The following is a 16341-nucleotide window of genomic DNA, read 5'->3' on the forward strand; positions in this document are numbered from 1 at the left end:
GTGCCTCCTTGCCTCTGCCCGTGTCCTCCGGGCGTTGCCCGCTTGTCTACGGGCCCCATTCTGCCAGTCCGGACACCGGCCGCGGTCATGCCGTGGCGTCCTCCGCGGGCCGCCGCGCGCCGGGGACGTCCCCCGCGGGCGCCGACGACGCCCCGGGTTCGGGCGTCTGCACGAGGCCCGCTTCCGCGTTCCTCAGTACGCGGGCCCGGCGTCTGGCCAGCGGTGTCGCGAGCGCGGTGAGAAGCACGAAGACGCCGATCGCGATCAGCACGATCGTCGCGCCGGGCGGTACGTCCTGGTAGTACGAGGTGACCGTGCCGGCCAGCGTCACCGCCGTACCGATCACGACGGACAGCACGAACGTGACCACGAACGAGCGCGTCACCTGCTGCGCCGCCGCCACCGGCACCACCATCAGCGCGCTGACCAGCAGCAGTCCCACCACCCGCATGGCGACCGTGACCGTCACGGCGGCCGTCACCGCGATCAGCAGGTTCAGGGCGCGCACGGGCAGCCCGGTGACCCGGGCGAACTCCTCGTCCTGGCTGACGGCGAAGAGCTGCCGCCGCAGCCCCACCGTGACCAGCACCACGAAACCGGCGAGCAGGGAGATCGCGGTGACGTCGGAGGGCGAGACCGTCGAGAGCGAGCCGAAGAGGTACGAACTGAGGTTGGCGTTGGAACCGTTCGGCGCGAGGTTGATCAGCAGCACGCCGCCCGCCATGCCCCCGTAGAAGAGCATCGCCAGCGCGATGTCGCCGCGGGTGCGGCCGTACGCCCTGATCAGCTCCATCGTGACGGCGCCGACGACCGCGACGAGCGTGGCCATCCACACGGGGCTGGCGGAGAGCAGGAAGCCCAGGCCGACCCCGGTCATCGCCACATGGCCGATGCCGTCGCCCATCAGGGCCTGGCGGCGCTGGACGAGATAGATGCCGACGGCGGGCGCGGTGACGCCGACCAGGACGGCGGCGATCAGCGCCCGCTGCATGAAGGCGGTCTCAAGGATTTCCATGGTCAGGTCAGCAGTCCTGTACGGAGCGGCTCGCCGGCCGCGTGCGGATGAACGTGGTCGTGGCCGGGCAGGGCGTGCTGGCCGACCGCCTTGGGCGGCGGTCCGTCGTGCATCACGCAGCCGTCGCGCAGCACCACCGCGCGGTCGATCAGCGGCTCCAGCGGGCCCAGCTCGTGCAGCACGAGCAGGACGGTCGCGCCGGCCGCCACCTGCTCGCGCAGGGTCGCCGCGAGGATGTCCTGGCTGGCCAGGTCGACGCCCGCCATCGGCTCGTCCATGATCAGCAGCTCGGGCTCGGAGGCGAGCGCCCTGGCGATCAGCACCCGCTGGTGCTGGCCGCCCGACAGGGCGCCCACGGAGTCCTTGGCGCGGTCACCGAGGCCCACGAGCTCGATGGCCCGCTGAACGGCCGCACGATCGGCCTTGGTGGGCCATCCCAGCCGCAGGGGGCTCGTACGGGAGAGGCGGCCGGAGGAGACGACCTCGCGGACGGTCGCGGGCACGCCGCTCGCGGCGGTGGTGCGCTGCGGTACGTAGCCGACGCGCCGCCAGTCGCGGAAGCGGCGCAGGGGGGTGCCGAAGAGCGATATCTCGCCGTCGCCCAGGGGGACCTGGCCGATCACGGAGCGTACGGCGGTGGACTTGCCGGAGCCGTTGGCGCCGAGCAGGGCGACGACCTCGCCGCGGCGCACGGTGAGGTCGATGCCGCGCAGCACGGGGCGCGAGCCGAGCGTGGCGGTGGCGCCGCGGACGGTGATGACGGGCGGCGGTCCGCCGTTGGTACCGGGGTGCGCCGCGGCGCGTTCCGCCGCCCTGGCGTGGTCGCTCTCCACCGTCGCCATGTCAGGCGCCTCCGTTGCTGGTCTCGTCGCTGATGTCGCCGCTGTCAGGGGAACCACCGCTGCCAGGGGAATCGTTTCGCCCGCTCCGTGTCACGTCATCTCATTTCGCGCCGAGCGCGGTGCGCAGGGCGGCGAGGTTGGACCGCATGACCTCGATGTAGTCACGGCCCCTGGTCTTGTCCGTGATTCCCTCGATCGGGTCGAGGACGTCCGTCCTGAGCCCGGAGTCCCCGGCCACCGTCCTGGCGGTCTTGTCGCTGGCGAGTGTCTCGAAGAATACGGTGGTGACCTTGTCGCGCTTCGCGATGGTCTCCAGTTCCTTCACCCGGGCCGGGCTCGGCTCCGACTCGGGGTCGATGCCGGCGATGGCCTCCTGCTCCAGACCGTAACGCTCGGCGAGGTAGCCGAAGGCGGCGTGGGTGGTGATGAAGGTCTTGGTGCCGGTGTCGGCGAGGTCCTTCTTGAACGACGTGTTCAGGCCGTTCAACTTGGTGACCAGCGCGCTGGTGTTCTTCTTGTACGCGGCGGCGTGGTCCGGGTCGGCCTTCTCCAGGGAGGCACCGACGCCCTGGGCGACCTCGGCGAACCGCACCGGGTCGAGCCAGATGTGCGGGTCCTTGCCGTCGGTGTCCGACTCCTCGTGCCCGTGGTCGGCCTCGTCCGTGGCGGCCTCACCGGCGTGGTCGCCGTCGTGACCGTGGTCGTGGCCGGTCTCCGTGCCGTGGTTCTCCAGGGTGGTGAGGGCCGTCGCGTCGATGACCGTCTTCGCCCCGGACTGGTCGATGGCCTTGTCCACGGCGGGCTGGATGCCCTTGAGGTAGAGGATGACGTCGGCCTCGCCGAGCTGGGCGGCCTGCCGGGGCTTCAGCTCCAGGTCGTGCGGCTCGACGCCGGGCTTGGTGAGGGTGGTGACGGAGACGTGGTCGCCGCCGATCTGCTGGGCCAGGTATTCCATGGGGTAGAACGACGCGACCACCGCGAGCTTGCCGTCCCGGCTCTTCCCGCCGGTTTCGGAGGAGGAGCAGGCGGACAGCGCGACCATGCCGAGCGTGAGGGCTCCGGCGAGAGTGGCGGTGGGTATGAGGCGTCGTCGTACGTTCATGACAGTCATTTTCAACAAAAGTGGAAACGATTGTCAACAAGGGGCGGGTAACGGGCCGGAATGTCCCTTGCTCCGCACCGATTTGATCGAAGGGGTGCGCGCGCCGCTAATCTGAAGCATTCGCCGTTCGTCGTCGTCGTAATGAAGAGAGACCCGTGGCCGCCGACAAGATCGACAGCATCGTCAACCTGAGCAAGCGCCGTGGCTTCGTCTACCCGTGCAGTGAGATCTACGGTGGTCAGCGGGCCGCCTGGGACTACGGGCCGCTCGGAGTCGAGCTGAAGGAAAACCTCAAGCGTCAGTGGTGGCGCTACATGGTCACCTCGCGCGAGGACGTTGTCGGCATCGACTCGTCGGTGATCCTCGCCACGGAGGTCTGGGAGGCGTCCGGCCACGTCGCGACCTTCACCGACCCGCTCACCGAGTGCACCTCCTGCCACAAGCGCTTCCGCGCCGACCACCTGGAGGAGGCGTACGAGGCGAAGCACGGCAAGGCCCCCGCGAGCCTCTCCGAGCTGAACTGCCCGAACTGCGGCAACAAGGGCACCTTCACCGAGCCCAAGCAGTTCTCCGGTCTGCTCTCCACGCACCTCGGCCCGACGCAGGACTCCGGTTCGGTCGCCTACCTGCGCCCCGAGACCGCGCAGGGCATCTTCACCAACTTCGCCCAGGTGCAGCAGACCTCGCGCAAGAAGCCGCCGTTCGGCATCGCGCAGATGGGCAAGTCCTTCCGGAACGAGATCACTCCGGGCAACTTCATCTTCCGCACGCGCGAGTTCGAGCAGATGGAGATGGAGTTCTTCGTCAAGCCGGGCGAGGACGAGCAGTGGCAGGAATACTGGATGGAGCAGCGCTGGAACTGGTACCGCGACCTGGGTCTCCGTGAGGAGAACATGCGCTGGTACGACCACCCGGCCGAGAAGCTCTCGCACTACTCCAAGCGCACCGCCGACATCGAGTACCGCTTCCAGTTCGGCGGCAGCGAGTGGGGCGAGCTGGAGGGTGTCGCCAACCGCACGGACTACGACCTCTCCGCGCACTCCAAGGCGTCGGGCCACGACCTGTCGTACTTCGACCAGGAGGCCGGTGAGCGCTGGACCCCGTACGTCATCGAGCCCGCCGCCGGTGTCGGCCGCGCGATGCTCGCCTTCCTCCTCGACGCGTACAACGAGGACGAGGCGCCCAACGCGAAGGGCGTGCTGGAGAAGCGCACCGTGATGCGTCTCGACCCGCGCCTCGCGCCGGTCAAGGTCGCCGTGCTGCCGCTCTCCCGCAACCCGCAGCTCTCGCCGAAGGCCAAGGGCCTCGCGACGGACCTGCGGCGCAACTGGAACATCGAGTTCGACGACGCGGGCGCCATCGGCCGCCGCTACCGCCGCCAGGACGAGATCGGTACGCCGTTCTGCGTCACCGTCGACTTCGACACCCTGGACGACAACGCGGTGACGGTGCGCGAGCGCGACACGATGAAGCAGGAGCGCGTCTCGCTGGACCGCATCCAGAGCTACCTGGGCGAGCACCTGCTCGGCTGCTGACCCCAGAGGCCCAAGAAGCCCCAGAGGCCCCAGAGGTACGGACAGGCCCCCGGTTCCGCGAAGGAACCGGGGGCCTGCCCGCGCTCCACGGCCGGTCCTTGCGGCACACTGGGCGCTCCCCGACAAGAGAGGAACGGATCATGCCGTCCTCCACCACCAGCAAGGTCAGCCGATGGGATCAGCACGGACGGGAGCATGTCGTCCGCGTGCAGAAGGCGGGTGTGCAGCGGTCGTTGATATGTGACACCTGCGGCTGGCAGAAGGGGGCGCAGTTCCTTCCGTGGCTCAAGGCCGAGGAACACCTCACCGAGGCGCACCAGGCCACGGTGGACCCGACGACGGGCTGACGCCTGCCGGTCGGCCGGAGGGACGGAGGCGGGGGCCGGCTCTCCCGGTCAGGGCCTCAGACCGCGCAGCAGCAGATCGGAGACGGCGGTGAAGTCGGCGTCGATGGTGGGCTTGCGCCACTCCGGGGCGTAGCACGGGTCGTGGAAGCGGGCCGTCGCGACGAAGAGCGCCCCGGCCGCGCCCGCCGGGTCGGGCGCCACGAACTCGCCCGCGCGCACGCCCTCTTCGACGATCCGCGTGAGCTGTCCGGTCAGCTTCGTCAGATGCGCGTCCACCGTGTCGCTGTGCTCCCCGGCGAGCACGGAGTACGTGGCGAACAGCTCGGGGTCGTCGCCCGCCTTGTGGCGCTTGGTGTCGAACAGCGCCAGCAGCCAGCCGCGCAGCTTCTCGGGGCCGGGCCCGGCCTCCCCGTCGACGATCTCCTGCAGCACCCGCTCCGTACGGCTCAGCCAGCGCGCCGTGACCGCCTCGCGCAGCGCCGCCTTCGTCCTGAAGTGCCGGTAGACGCTGCCGTGACTGACCCCGAGCAGCCGCGCCACATCCACCACCGTCGCCTTCGCCGGCCCGTAACGGCGCAGCACCTCCTCGGTCGCTTCGAGGATGCGCTCGGCGGTCAGGGTCTCGGGGGACATGGGGCCCGGCCTTTCATGGCTCGTGCGGCTCGTACGGCGGCGGTAGGTGACCTGGCGTGCCAGCGGTAGGTGACCTGGCGTGCCAGGTGACACTACCGGGGACGCCTGGTCGGACAACCCGACGGGGGAGCCGTCGGTGCCGCCCGTCGGGGCCGCGTGCGGTCCTGCCGCGCCGCGGTCACCGCTCGCTGTCCAGGGCCGACATCTGCCCGGTCGGATAGCGGTCGCCCGCCGCGACGTCCGCCGGGAAGGCCTCGCGGAGGGCGTCGAGATCGGCGGCGTCGAGCGTGACGTCCAGGGCGCCGAGGGCCTCGGTCAACTGGTCACGGCGGCGGGAGCCGACGAGCGGGACGATGTCCTCACCCTGGGCGAGGACCCAGGCGATGGCGATCTGCGCGACCGTGGCCCCCTTCCGCTCGGCCATCTCGCGCAGGAAGCCGACCAGCGCCAGGTTGTGATCGAGGTTCTCGCTCTGGAAGCGCGGGCTCGTCGCCCGGAAGTCGCCCGGGCTCAGCTCGCGGTCGCGGGTGAAGTGGCCGCTGATCAGCCCGCGCGAGAGCACTCCGTACGCCGTGATGCCGATGCCCAGCTCACGGACCGTCGACAGGATGCCGTTCTCGATGGAGCGCGAGACCAGCGCGTACTCGATCTGGAGATCCGCGATCGGGGCGACCGAAGCGGCCCGGCGGATGGTGTCGCTGCCCACCTCGGAGAGGCCGATGTGGCGTACGTGGCCGGCCTGGACCAGTTCGGCGATGGCGCCGACGGTCTCCTCGATCGGGACGTCGGGGTCGACGCGGGCGATCCGGTAGACGTCGATGTGGTCGGTGCCGAGCCGCTGGAGGGAGTAGGCGGCGAAGTTCTTGACGGCGGCCGGGCGTCCGTCGTGTCCGCCCCAGCCGTTGTCGGGATCGCGCAGGGCGCCGAACTTGACGCTGGTGAGCGCCCGTTCGCGGGCCCCCGCGGGCGCGGTCCGCAGTGCCTCCGCGATCAGCAGCTCGTTGTGCCCCATCCCGTAGAAGTCGCCGGTGTCGAGCAGGGTGACGCCCGCGTCGAGCGCGGCGTGCACGGTGGCGATGGACTCGGCGCGGTCCACCTCTCCGTACACGTTGGACATGCCCATGCAGCCGAGACCGAGGGCGGAGACCCGGGGGCCCGTGGCGCCGAGGGGGCGGGTGGCGATGGCGTGGGTGGTCATGGCGGCTTCCTTCGTACGTGAATCCGGACACACCAACGATGACATGACGAGTGACAGATTTCAATATCTGTCACTCGTTCATTTGTCCGGCGTGGTCGTCCGGCGCCGCCGGGCCCCGGAAAATGCGTTACCTCCCGGTCGTGCCCGGTGGTAGCGTCTTGGGCATGTTCTTCCAGATCTACGAGTGAGAGCGCGGCGGCCACCGCACCGCCCCCCACCGACGAATCCGCAGATCACTTCTCATCACTTCGGGAGAACCCCGTGGCAAAGAGCCGCAACAACCTTCTCGGCGTGGGCGGACAGCGCACGAAGCTGACCCGCACGGACCCGCAGTCCAGCGGTCCCGCCCGCGACGCCAACCGCAAGGCCTCCGCCGACCAGAAGCAGGAGCTGCTGCGCAAGATGCGGGAGCGCGCGGCGGCCCAGGGACAGGAGCAGGCCGGTCAGGACGCGGAGCGGAGCGACGCGACCGCCACCCCGGCCACCGGCGAGGACGCGGCGCAGGCCTGACGCCGCCCGCCCGCTGCCGAACAGCGCGTGTGTGGGCCCGGATCACCTCGTGATCCGGGCCCACACCCCTGTCACCGTCAGCCCCCTGTCGCCGTCAGCCGATCGCGCACCCTCAGCCGATCGCGCGCGGCAGCCGCAGGCTGAGCGCCGCCGTCAGGATCACCGCCCCGAGCTGCACCAGCAGCGTCACCGCCAGCGCGTCCCGCATCCCCACCGAGGACGTCAGGGTCAGGAAGAGCGAACCCAGCGTCGCCACTCCCAGCGCCAGCGCGGACTGCTGGGCCGTGACCATCACCCCGCTGCCCACACCGGCCCGTTCGGCCGGTACGTCCGAGAGCACGATCCGGATGATCACCGGGAGCTGGAGCCCCTGGCCGAGACCGGCCAGCGCGATCCCCGGCAGCAGTTCCACCGTGCCGATCGCGGGCCAGTCGCCCCGCACGGTGAGCACCAGCAGCGCCACACCGACCGCCTGGAGCATCGCGCCCGCCGTCACGACGAGGCTGCCGTACCGCCGGATCAGCCGCGGCCCGGCCAGCGACGCCCCGAAGAACGCGACCGCCATCGGCACCAGCGCCACCCCGGCGGCCACCGACCCCATCCCCAGACCCTGCTGGAGCGCGACGGCGATCACGAACATGAAGCCGCCGAAGCCGATCGAGAACGGCACGACCAGCGCGAGCCCCCGCCGCAGCGAGACCAGCGCGAACAGGCTCGGCGGCACCAGCGGCGTACGCCCCCGCCGGTCGGCCCGCCGCTCCACGCGCAGGAAGACGTACGCCACGACCGGGAAGGCCGCCAGCGAGACCCAGGTCCACAGGGGCCAGCCGGCCGCCCGGCCCTCGGTGAGCGGGGCGAGCAGCGTGATCAGGGAGAGCGCCAGCAGCAGCGTCCCCGGTACGTCGACCGGCGCGGGCCGCTGCGAGCGCGTCTCGGGCACCGAACGGAACGCCAGCACCAGGCCGGCCAGCGCGACCGGCACGTTCACCAGGAAGATCGCCCGCCAGCCGGTGCCCGCCAGGTCGGCGGCGACGAGCACGCCGCCGAGGATCTGGCCCGCCACCATCGCCAGCCCCGCGGTCGCCCCGTACAGGCTGAGCGCCTTGGCGCGGCGCGGTCCGGTGGTCGAGGCGTGGATCGTGGCCAGCACCTGCGGCAGCATCAGCGCCGCCGCCGCGCCCTGCGCGACCCGCGCCCCGACCAGCGTCCAGGCGGTCGGCGCGAGTCCGCAGGCCAGCGAGGTGAGGCCGAAGGCCGCCATGCCGGCCAGGAAGAGCCGCCGTCTGCCGAACATGTCCCCGAGCCGGCCGCCCAGGACCAGGAGCACGGCGTACGACAGCCCGTACCCGGCGACGACCAGCTCCAGCAGTGCGGGTCCCGCCGCCAGATCGCGGTCGATGGTCGGCAGGGCGACATTGACGATGAAGAAGTCGATCAGGGGCAGCGCGGCGCCGAGGAGCACGGTGAACAGCCCGAGCGGTCCGAGGACGGAGCCGTGATCGCGTACGACGGGTGCCACCGCGCCGGCCGGGGTGGTGCCGGTGGCGGTGGACGGGGTCGGGAGGGAGGTGGATGATCTGCTCACCTCATCGAGGGTGCTCCTTCTGCGAGCCTGGTACCAGAGTCTCCTTATTCCGGTACCGGTACTACCTGGCAACGGGATGGGCCGTGCGGCACCCTGGAACCATGAACACCCTCGCGCAGACCTCGGCGGACGGACAGGCGACCGACATCCGGCGGCATGAACTCGCGGGGTTCCTGCGGAGCCGCCGGGAGCGCATCACGCCCGAGCAGGTCGGACTCGACCGGGGGGCCCGGCGCCGTACCCCCGGACTGCGCCGCGAGGAGGTCGCCCAGCTCTCCGCCGTCGGGGTCACCTGGTACACGTGGATCGAACAGGCCAGGTCCATCCAGGTCTCCGCCCAGGTCCTGGACGCCCTGGCCCGCGCCCTGCTCCTCGACGCCGGCGAGCGCGCCCACCTCTTCTCGCTGGCCGGTGCGGTCGATCCCGCTCCCGGGACGCCCTGCCCGACCATCACCCCCGCCCTGCGGGAGATGCTGACGCGGCTCGACCCCTTCCCGGCGTGCGTGCAGAACAGCCGGTACGACATCCTCGCGTACAACCGGGCCTACAGCCTGCTCATGTGCGACCTGGACGCCGTGCCGCCCGAGGACCGCAACTGCATGCTGCTCGCCTTCACCAACGAGGAGTGGCGCTCCGCGCTGGGCAACCGGGACGAGACCGTCCGGATCATGGCGGCCAGGTTCCGGGCCGCCATGGCCGAGCATCTCGCCGAGCCGCCGTGGAAGACGCTCCTGGGGCGGCTGCGCGCGGCCTCGCCCGAGTTCCGGGAGATCTGGGAGCGGCACGAGGTGGTGGCCCCGGTGGGCGACCGGACCAAGCGGTTCGTCAACGCGCGCGTCGGCCGGCTCGACCTGGAGCACACCAACCTCTGGCTCGGGCCCGCCTCGGGGCCCCGGCTGGTCACGTACGTACCCGTGGACGAGGAGTCCAGGCTCCGACTGGAGAAGCTGGCGCGGATCCCGAAGGCCCCAGCGGCCCCGAAGGCCCAGGAGGTTCAGGACTCCGCTCCGGTGTCCGCCGGGGTCTGAGCCTTCACCAGGTCCGCCGGAGAGGGCTCGGCCTCCAGGCGTCGCGCCGCGCGCAGCGCAGTCCCCCGCGCCCAGGCGCCGCTGGTCAGCGCGCCCACCAGCAGGACACAGAGCCCGCACGCCGTGATGATCCACCATGCCGTGCCGCTCACGTCGGCGAACCCGCTGCGGTACGCGGCCGAGCCGACCCCGCCCGCCGCGCTCGCGGCGACCCCGCCCGCCAGCACCGCGCCGATCACCGCGACCCCCAGCGTCTGGCCGATCTGGCGGCTCGTGGAGGCGACGGCCGCCGCCACACCCGCCTGGGCGCGGGGCATCCCGGAGACGGCGGTGTTGGTGATGGGGGCGTTCAGCATGCCGAAGCCGAGCCCGAAGAGCACGTACCCGGTGAACATCAGCCCGGTCGTCGTCTCGGCGTCCAGCGTGGCGAAGAGCAGCCCGCTCGCCGTCATCGCCGTACCCGCGACCAGCAGGGACAGCCGCGGGCCACGGCTGCCGACCAGCCGGCCCGACAGCGGGGCGCAGAGGAAGGTCAGGGCCGCCATGGGCAGCATGTAGAGGCCCGCGTGGAGGGCGGACAGGCCGCGGACGTTCTGGAGGTAGAGCGTGTTCAGGAAGAGGAAGCCGCCCAGCGCCGCGAAGCCGCACACGGCGATCACGGTCGCCCCGCTGAACGGCGCGCTGCGGAAGAAACGCAGGTCGATCAGGGGCTCGGCGCGCCTCGGCTCGTACAGGACCAGCCCCACCAGACAGAGGGCGGAGAAGGCGGCGAACGACACGATCAGCGGCGAGGTCCACCCCTCCGCGGGCGCCTCGATGATCGCGTACGTCAGCGCCCCGAGGACGCCGATGACCAGGAGCTGCCCCACCGGGTCGGGGCGGCGCGGCTTCGGCGCACGGGACTCGGGGACGTACCGCCAGGTCAGCAGGAGGGCGGCCAGCCCGATCGGCAGGTTGATCCAGAAGATCGACCGCCAGCCGACCGTGTCCACCAGCACCCCGCCGACCAGCGGGCCCGCCGCCATCGAGATGCCCACGACGGCGCCCCAGACACCGATGGCGCGGGCGCGCTCACGCGGTCCCGTGAAGGTGTTGGTGATGATCGACATCGCGACGGGGTTGAGCATCGAGCCGCCGATGGCCTGAATCATGCGGAACACGACGAGCGAGGTGAGGTTCGGCGCGAGGGAGCAGAGCGCCGAGCCGAGCGTGAAGAGGACGAGACCGGTCTGGAAGACCCGGCGGCGGCCGATCCGGTCGGCGGTGGAGCCCGCGAGCATCAGCAGCGACGCGAGGACGAGGGTGTACGCGTCGATCGTCCACTGCATCCCGGAGACCGAGGCGTGCAGCTCGCGCTGCATGGAGGGGAGGGCGACATTGAGGACGGTGTTGTCCAGGCTGACGATCAGAAGACTCAGGCAACATATCGACAGCACCAGCATTTTCCGCCGGGAACTCAGCTCGGGCATGCCTCGATGGTACGACTGAGTAGTACGGCTAACTAATGAATCCCCCGGTGCGCGACAATGGCCGGATGACCGCCCCACTCACCATCGGCCCGTACCCCGTGACCCCGCCCGTCGTGCTCGCGCCCATGGCCGGAATCACCAATGCCCCCTTCCGCACCCTCTGTAGGGAATTCAGCGGGGGGAAGGGGCTGTTCGTCAGCGAGATGATCACGACCCGGGCCCTGGTCGAGCGCAACGAGAAGACCATGCAGCTCATCCACTTCGACGCGACCGAGACGCCGCGTTCGATCCAGCTCTACGGGGTGGATCCGGTCACCGTCGGCAAGGCGGTCCGCATGATCGTGGACGAGGATCTGGCCGACCACATCGACCTCAACTTCGGCTGCCCGGTGCCCAAGGTGACCCGCAGGGGCGGCGGCTCCGCCCTGCCGTACAAGCGGCCCCTGCTGCGCGCGATCCTGCACGAGGCGGTCTCGAACGCGGGCGATCTGCCGGTCACGATGAAGATGCGCAAGGGCATCGACGACGACCACCTCACGTTCCTGGACGCGGGGCGCATCGCGGTCGAGGAGGGCGTGACGGCGATCGCGCTGCACGGCAGGACCGCCGCGCAGCACTACGGCGGCACCGCCGACTGGGAGGCGATCGCGCGCCTCAAGGAGCACGTGCCGGAGATCCCGGTGCTCGGCAACGGCGACATCTGGTCGGCCCGGGACGCGCTGCGCATGGTGCGCGAGACCGGCTGCGACGGGGTGGTCGTGGGGCGCGGCTGCCTGGGGCGGCCGTGGCTCTTCGGCGACCTGGTGGCGGCGTTCGAGGGTACGGGGACGGTCGCGGCGCCGACGCTGCGCGAGGTCGGCGCCGTCATGCGGCGCCATGCCCAGCTCCTGGGGGAGTGGATCGGGGACGAGGCCCGCGGGGTGATCGACTTCCGTAAGCACGTGGCCTGGTACCTGAAGGGCTTCTCGGTCGGGTCGCAGCTCCGCAAGCAGCTCGCGATCACCTCGTCGCTCGCGGAGCTGGACGAGCTGATGGCCGGGCTCGACCTGGACCAGCCGTGGCCGGACGGTGCGGACGGGCCGCGCGGGCGTACGTCGGGGAACAACCGGGTCGTCCTGCCGGACGGCTGGCTGAAGGATCCGTACGACTGCGCGGGCCTCGGCGCGGACGCGGAGCTGGACACGTCCGGCGGCTGAGCGCTCCGCACGGGGGCGAGGCGTGGGGTGACGCGTGGAGGGCGCCTGCGGAGTGCGGCCGGTGCGTGGGGGCGTCCGCCGAGCGCGGTCGGTGCGTTATCGAAACGTTATATTCCGGTCCACGGATCATCACACTGTCGCAGCAGCGTTCGTCTTTCTCCGACTCTCCGATGAGAAAGACGGGCAGCTTCCATGCGCAGACCCAGCAGACCCCCCGGCTACCGGGCGGGCGCCGTCGCCGTCGCGGTGGCGCTCGCCGCCGGCCTCGCGACCACGGCCGGCGCCGCGACACCGGCGGCACCGGGAGCATCCGCCGGTGGCCAGGCATTAAACCGCGACTCCGCACCCGGCGCGGCCACGGTCACGCTGATCACCGGCGACCGGGTCGACGTGGACCGCCGCGGCAATGTGGCCCAGGTGCGTCCCGCCGAGGGCCGCGAGAACGTACCGATGTCGGTGCGCCGGGAGGGCGACCGTACGTACGTGATCCCGACCGACGCCCAGCGGCTCGTCGGACAGGGCACGGTGGACCGGCGGCTGTTCGATGTGACCGGCCTCGTCGAGGCGGAGTACGACGACGCCCACCGCGACACCCTCCCGCTGATCGTCTCGTACAAGAAGGCAGGCGCCGGTACGGCGAAGTCGCGCGTCGCCGCGGCGGGCGCGAAGGCCGGGCGGAACCTCCCCGCCGTCGACGGCCAGGCCCTCGCGGCGGCCAAGGACGGCACCGACGGCGTGTGGCAGGCGCTGACCGCCGACGCGGGCAAGGCCGAGGCGCGGATCGCGGCCTCCGGCATCAGCCGCGTGTGGCTCGACGGCAAGCGCAAGGTCGACCTGGACAAGAGCGTCCCGCAGATCGGCGCGCCCACCGCGTGGGAGGCCGGGTACGAGGGTGACGGGGTGAAGGTCGCCGTCATCGACACCGGCGTGGACCAGACCCACCCGGACCTCGCGGGTGTGGAGGTCGAGGAGAAGAACTTCTCCGGCTCGGCCGACGCCGTGGACCGGGCCGGGCACGGCACCCACGTGGCCTCGACCATCGCCGGCAGCGGCGCCAAGGCCGGCGGAACGTACCAGGGCGTCGCGCCCAAGGCGCGGATCCTGGACGCCAAGGTCTTCGACGACGACGGGTACGGCTCCGACTCGGCCATCCTCGGCGCGATGCAGTGGGCGGCCGACCAGGGCGCCAAGGTCGCGAACATGAGCCTCGGCGGCTACGACGGCGCGGAGATCGACCCGCTGGAGGAGGCCGTCGACTCGCTCTCCGAGAGCAGCGGCATCCTCTTCGTCGTCTCGGCGGGCAACGCGGGACCCGGCGAGGGCACCATCGGATCGCCCGGCAGCGCGGCGGCGGCCCTCACGGTCGGGGCGGTGGACCGCGAGGACGCCATCGCCGACTTCTCCTCGGTCGGACCGTCCGCCGACGGATCGCTGAAGCCGGACATCACCGCGCCGGGCGTGGACATCGTCGCGGCGAAGGCGGCCGAGGGAACCCTCGGCTCCCCGGCGGGCGACGGCTACGTCGCCATGAGCGGTACGTCGATGGCGGCGCCGCATGTCGCGGGCGCAGCGGCGATCCTCGCGCAGCGCCACCCCGACTGGAGCGGCGAGCGGCTCAAGCGGGCCCTCACCGCCTCGGCCGTCGCCACCCAGGGACTGACGGCGTTCCAGCAGGGCACGGGCCGCACCGACGTGGCGAAGGCGATCACCCAGACCGTCGTCACCGAGGAGACCTCGATCGGGTTCGGCACCCAGCTCTGGTCGGAGGAGGGCGCGGAACCGGTCACCAAGGAGGTCACGTACCGCAACGAGGGGACCGCGGACGTCACCCTCGATCTGGCGGCGGAGGCCGTCGGCCCCGACGGCAGTCCCGCACCCGCCGGGCTGGCCACGACCGGGACACGGCAGGTCACCGTGCCCGCCGGAGGCACGGCGAAGGCCGCGCTGACCCTGGACACCCGCGTCAGCGACCAGTACGGCGCCTTCTCCGGCGCGCTGGTGGCGAAGGAGGCCGGGGCGGCGAAGGCCGGTGGCCAGAGCCTGCGCACGGCCTTCGGCGTCACGCGTGAGGCCGAGTCGTACGACGTCACGGTGAACCTGCTGAACAGGAACGGCGACCCGGCCGAGGCGTCCGTCGCGTTCATCAACCGCGCCACCGCCGCGCAGGCCGGAGCGTGGACCGGCGACGGCAAGGTCACCCTCCGCGTGCCCAAGGGCGACTATCTCGTGGACGCGCCGATCATCACCCCCAAGGACGGCCGGGACGCCGAAGTCTCCCAGTTGATCCAGCAGAAGCTGAGCGTCACCGAGGACATGAGCATCGACTTCGACGGGCGCGACGCCAAGCCGCTCTCCGTCACGGCCCCGGTGGCCACCGAGCCGGTGCAGGCGTCGGTGTCCTGGAACCTCGACATCGGCGACGGCGGCACCTACGGCCTCTTCCTCCTGGACTCGCTGGACGCCTTCTCGACCGGATCGGTCGGCGCGAGCGTGTCGGGCAAGGAGTTCCAGGCCCAGGTCGGCACCATGCTGGCGGACGGCGGGGACACGTACAGCCTGCTCTACACGCGTGACGGCAGCATGTACGACGGCTTCACGCACCAGGCCGACAGGAGTGAACTCGCCGAGATCGAGGCGCTGGTGGGCGCCCCGGCGCCGGGCAAGGTGGGATCGGTCCACCCCATGTGGTGGAACGACTTCATGGGGATCGGCGGAGCGGGCAACCATGTCCCCCTCCCGTACACCTCGAAGCAGTACGTCACCACGCCGCCCGGCTACCGCTGGTCCTTCGGCGTGGGGCAGGCGCCCGCCGACGAGCCCTTCGACGGCGCGTACGAGGTCCTCTACGACCGGGACCAGGGCCGCAGGTACGAGGCGGGCGAGCGCTACGGCGTCACGCTCAACGTCGGTGTCTTCTCGCCGGACGCCCGGGCCGGGGACCTGTTCCGTGTCCAGGACTTCGCGGTCGTCTGCCAGCCGGTGTTCACCGACACCTCGGGCCGCCCGGGTCACTCCGGGCTGGCCGGCGTGAAGGCAACGGTGACGGTGGACGGGGAGATGTTCCAGGAGGGCAATGACCCCTGCGTCCAGATGTCCGGGCTGCCGGCCAAGTCGTCCGCGTACACGGTGAGTATCGAGGCGTCGCGCAAGCCCGAGGTCTCCCGGGTCTCCACCCGGGTCAGCGCCGAGTGGACGTTCACCTCCGCCTCGCCGGGGAACACGCTGGTCGCACTGCCGCTGTCCACCCTCGGCTTCGCCCCGAAGCTGACCCTGGCCAGCTCCGCCGAGGCGGGCACGACGCTGCGGGTCCCGCTCGTCGTCCAGGGCCACGCGGCCAGGAAGGGCATCGGCTCCCTGACGGTCAAGGCGTCCTACGACGGCGGTGCCACCTGGCGGAAGGCGCCCGTCACCACCGAGAACGGTGAGCGCGGCATCACGCTGGACCACCCCGCGTCCGCCACCTCGGTCTCGCTCAGGGGCGTCCTGAAGGACACCGAGGGCAACGGGTACAAGGTGACGGTCACGGACGCCTACCTGCTGACGCCGCAGGCCTCCTGACACCTCCTCCGCACCACCCCTGTGTCCCCGGAGCCCCCGCGGCTCCGGGGACACACCTGTTATGCCCGAGGGAGGAGGCCGATCTCGGGGTGCTGGGCGGGGTGCTGCGCGCTGTGCTGGGCGCGGCGCGCCCGGGAGGCGTGTCGAGGGCGTGATTCTCGCCACGTTTGATGAAGGGGAAGCTCAGATGAGCGGATCTTGAGTGGTGGCGTGATGGCTGTACCTCTGGAAGGGGTGGCACGCCGTGCCACCCCTTCTGTCTTCAAGAAGTGAACTCAGACGTCGATGTCAATGCTCATCTGAGCGCGGGAAGTCATGTCCGG

Annotated in this window: 13 protein-coding genes; 6 read left to right on the forward strand and 7 right to left on the reverse strand. The window is 71.3% G+C overall.

Annotation, left to right across the window (positions count from 1 at the left end):
* Window positions 1-85 precede the first annotated feature (85 nt).
* From ACIBJC_RS19945 to ACIBJC_RS19955, 3 genes are all read right to left on the reverse strand, one after another.
* On the reverse strand, window positions 86-1015 hold the full coding sequence (locus ACIBJC_RS19945; protein ID WP_399294004.1) for a metal ABC transporter permease: 930 nt from the start codon (window positions 1013-1015) through the stop codon (window positions 86-88).
* A gap of 2 nt (window positions 1016-1017) precedes the next feature.
* On the reverse strand, window positions 1018-1857 hold the full coding sequence (locus ACIBJC_RS19950; RefSeq protein WP_399294007.1) for a metal ABC transporter ATP-binding protein: 840 nt from the start codon (window positions 1855-1857) through the stop codon (window positions 1018-1020).
* 100 nt (window positions 1858-1957) lie between these two features.
* On the reverse strand, window positions 1958-2959 hold the full coding sequence (locus ACIBJC_RS19955) for a metal ABC transporter substrate-binding protein (RefSeq protein ID WP_399294010.1): 1002 nt from the start codon (window positions 2957-2959) through the stop codon (window positions 1958-1960).
* Between the two features lie 155 nt (window positions 2960-3114).
* Here ACIBJC_RS19955 and ACIBJC_RS19960 point away from each other — a divergent pair, with 155 nt between their 5' ends.
* On the forward strand, window positions 3115-4494 hold the full coding sequence (locus ACIBJC_RS19960; RefSeq protein ID WP_329827193.1) for a glycine--tRNA ligase: 1380 nt from the start codon (window positions 3115-3117) through the stop codon (window positions 4492-4494).
* 140 nt (window positions 4495-4634) lie between these two features.
* The gene (locus tag ACIBJC_RS19965; RefSeq protein WP_399294015.1) at window positions 4635-4841 is read left to right on the forward strand and encodes a hypothetical protein; all 207 of its coding nucleotides are present in this window, start codon (window positions 4635-4637) and stop codon (window positions 4839-4841) included.
* A gap of 48 nt (window positions 4842-4889) precedes the next feature.
* On the opposite strand, the gene ACIBJC_RS19970 is transcribed toward ACIBJC_RS19965, so the two are convergent.
* Together ACIBJC_RS19970 and ACIBJC_RS19975 are read right to left on the reverse strand one after the other, a co-directional pair.
* Window positions 4890-5474 (reverse strand): TetR family transcriptional regulator, encoded by a 585-nt coding sequence (locus ACIBJC_RS19970; protein ID WP_399294018.1) that lies wholly within the window; start codon window positions 5472-5474, stop codon window positions 4890-4892.
* A gap of 178 nt (window positions 5475-5652) precedes the next feature.
* Window positions 5653-6672, reverse strand: a complete 1020-nt coding sequence (locus tag ACIBJC_RS19975; RefSeq protein ID WP_399294021.1) for an aldo/keto reductase — start codon at window positions 6670-6672, stop codon at window positions 5653-5655.
* 261 nt (window positions 6673-6933) lie between these two features.
* Here ACIBJC_RS19975 and ACIBJC_RS19980 point away from each other — a divergent pair, with 261 nt between their 5' ends.
* A complete protein-coding gene (locus ACIBJC_RS19980; protein ID WP_399294024.1) occupies window positions 6934-7182 on the forward strand; it encodes a DUF6243 family protein in 249 nt (82 codons plus the stop codon).
* A 112-nt stretch (window positions 7183-7294) separates the two neighbouring features.
* Here the strand turns inward: ACIBJC_RS19980 and ACIBJC_RS19985 are convergent, their stop codons facing one another.
* Complete coding sequence (locus ACIBJC_RS19985; RefSeq protein WP_399294027.1) at window positions 7295-8767, reverse strand: MFS transporter; 1473 nt, start codon at window positions 8765-8767, stop codon at window positions 7295-7297.
* 101 nt (window positions 8768-8868) lie between these two features.
* Between ACIBJC_RS19985 and ACIBJC_RS19990 the strand changes: the two genes are divergently transcribed.
* On the forward strand, window positions 8869-9795 hold the full coding sequence (locus tag ACIBJC_RS19990; RefSeq protein WP_399294030.1) for a helix-turn-helix transcriptional regulator: 927 nt from the start codon (window positions 8869-8871) through the stop codon (window positions 9793-9795).
* Here the strand turns inward: ACIBJC_RS19990 and ACIBJC_RS19995 are convergent.
* Complete coding sequence (locus ACIBJC_RS19995; protein WP_399294033.1) at window positions 9762-11264, reverse strand: MFS transporter; 1503 nt, start codon at window positions 11262-11264, stop codon at window positions 9762-9764. The two genes, ACIBJC_RS19990 and ACIBJC_RS19995, sit on opposite strands and share 34 nt — an antisense overlap.
* 65 nt (window positions 11265-11329) lie before the next feature.
* Between ACIBJC_RS19995 and dusB the strand changes: the two genes are divergently transcribed.
* Window positions 11330-12460: a tRNA dihydrouridine synthase DusB gene (gene dusB, locus ACIBJC_RS20000; protein ID WP_399294036.1), complete on the forward strand. Its 1131-nt coding sequence runs from the start codon at window positions 11330-11332 to the stop codon at window positions 12458-12460.
* A gap of 192 nt (window positions 12461-12652) precedes the next feature.
* On the forward strand, window positions 12653-16018 hold the full coding sequence (locus ACIBJC_RS20005; protein WP_399294039.1) for a S8 family serine peptidase: 3366 nt from the start codon (window positions 12653-12655) through the stop codon (window positions 16016-16018).
* The last annotated feature ends 323 nt before the right edge of the window (window positions 16019-16341 follow it).

The sequence above is a fragment of the Streptomyces sp. NPDC050509 genome, assembly GCF_044457965.1.
GTDB lineage: Bacteria > Actinomycetota > Actinomycetes > Streptomycetales > Streptomycetaceae > Streptomyces.

Bases quoted from the DNA above. Each gene is read 5' to 3' on its own strand.
- ACIBJC_RS20005 (WP_399294039.1), top strand. From the start codon at position 12,653: ATGCGCAGACCCAGCAGACCCCCCGGCTACCGGGCGGGCGCCGTCGCC.
- ACIBJC_RS19990 (WP_399294030.1), top strand. From the start codon at position 8,869: ATGAACACCCTCGCGCAGACCTCGGCGGACGGACAGGCGACCGACATC.
- ACIBJC_RS19950 (WP_399294007.1), bottom strand. From the start codon at position 1,857: ATGGCGACGGTGGAGAGCGACCACGCCAGGGCGGCGGAACGCGCCGCG.
- ACIBJC_RS19945 (WP_399294004.1), bottom strand. From the start codon at position 1,015: ATGGAAATCCTTGAGACCGCCTTCATGCAGCGGGCGCTGATCGCCGCC.
- ACIBJC_RS19965 (WP_399294015.1), top strand. From the start codon at position 4,635: ATGCCGTCCTCCACCACCAGCAAGGTCAGCCGATGGGATCAGCACGGA.
- ACIBJC_RS19955 (WP_399294010.1), bottom strand. From the start codon at position 2,959: ATGAACGTACGACGACGCCTCATACCCACCGCCACTCTCGCCGGAGCC.
- ACIBJC_RS19995 (WP_399294033.1), bottom strand. From the start codon at position 11,264: ATGCCCGAGCTGAGTTCCCGGCGGAAAATGCTGGTGCTGTCGATATGT.
- ACIBJC_RS19975 (WP_399294021.1), bottom strand. From the start codon at position 6,672: ATGACCACCCACGCCATCGCCACCCGCCCCCTCGGCGCCACGGGCCCC.
- dusB (WP_399294036.1), top strand. From the start codon at position 11,330: ATGACCGCCCCACTCACCATCGGCCCGTACCCCGTGACCCCGCCCGTC.
- ACIBJC_RS19970 (WP_399294018.1), bottom strand. From the start codon at position 5,474: ATGTCCCCCGAGACCCTGACCGCCGAGCGCATCCTCGAAGCGACCGAG.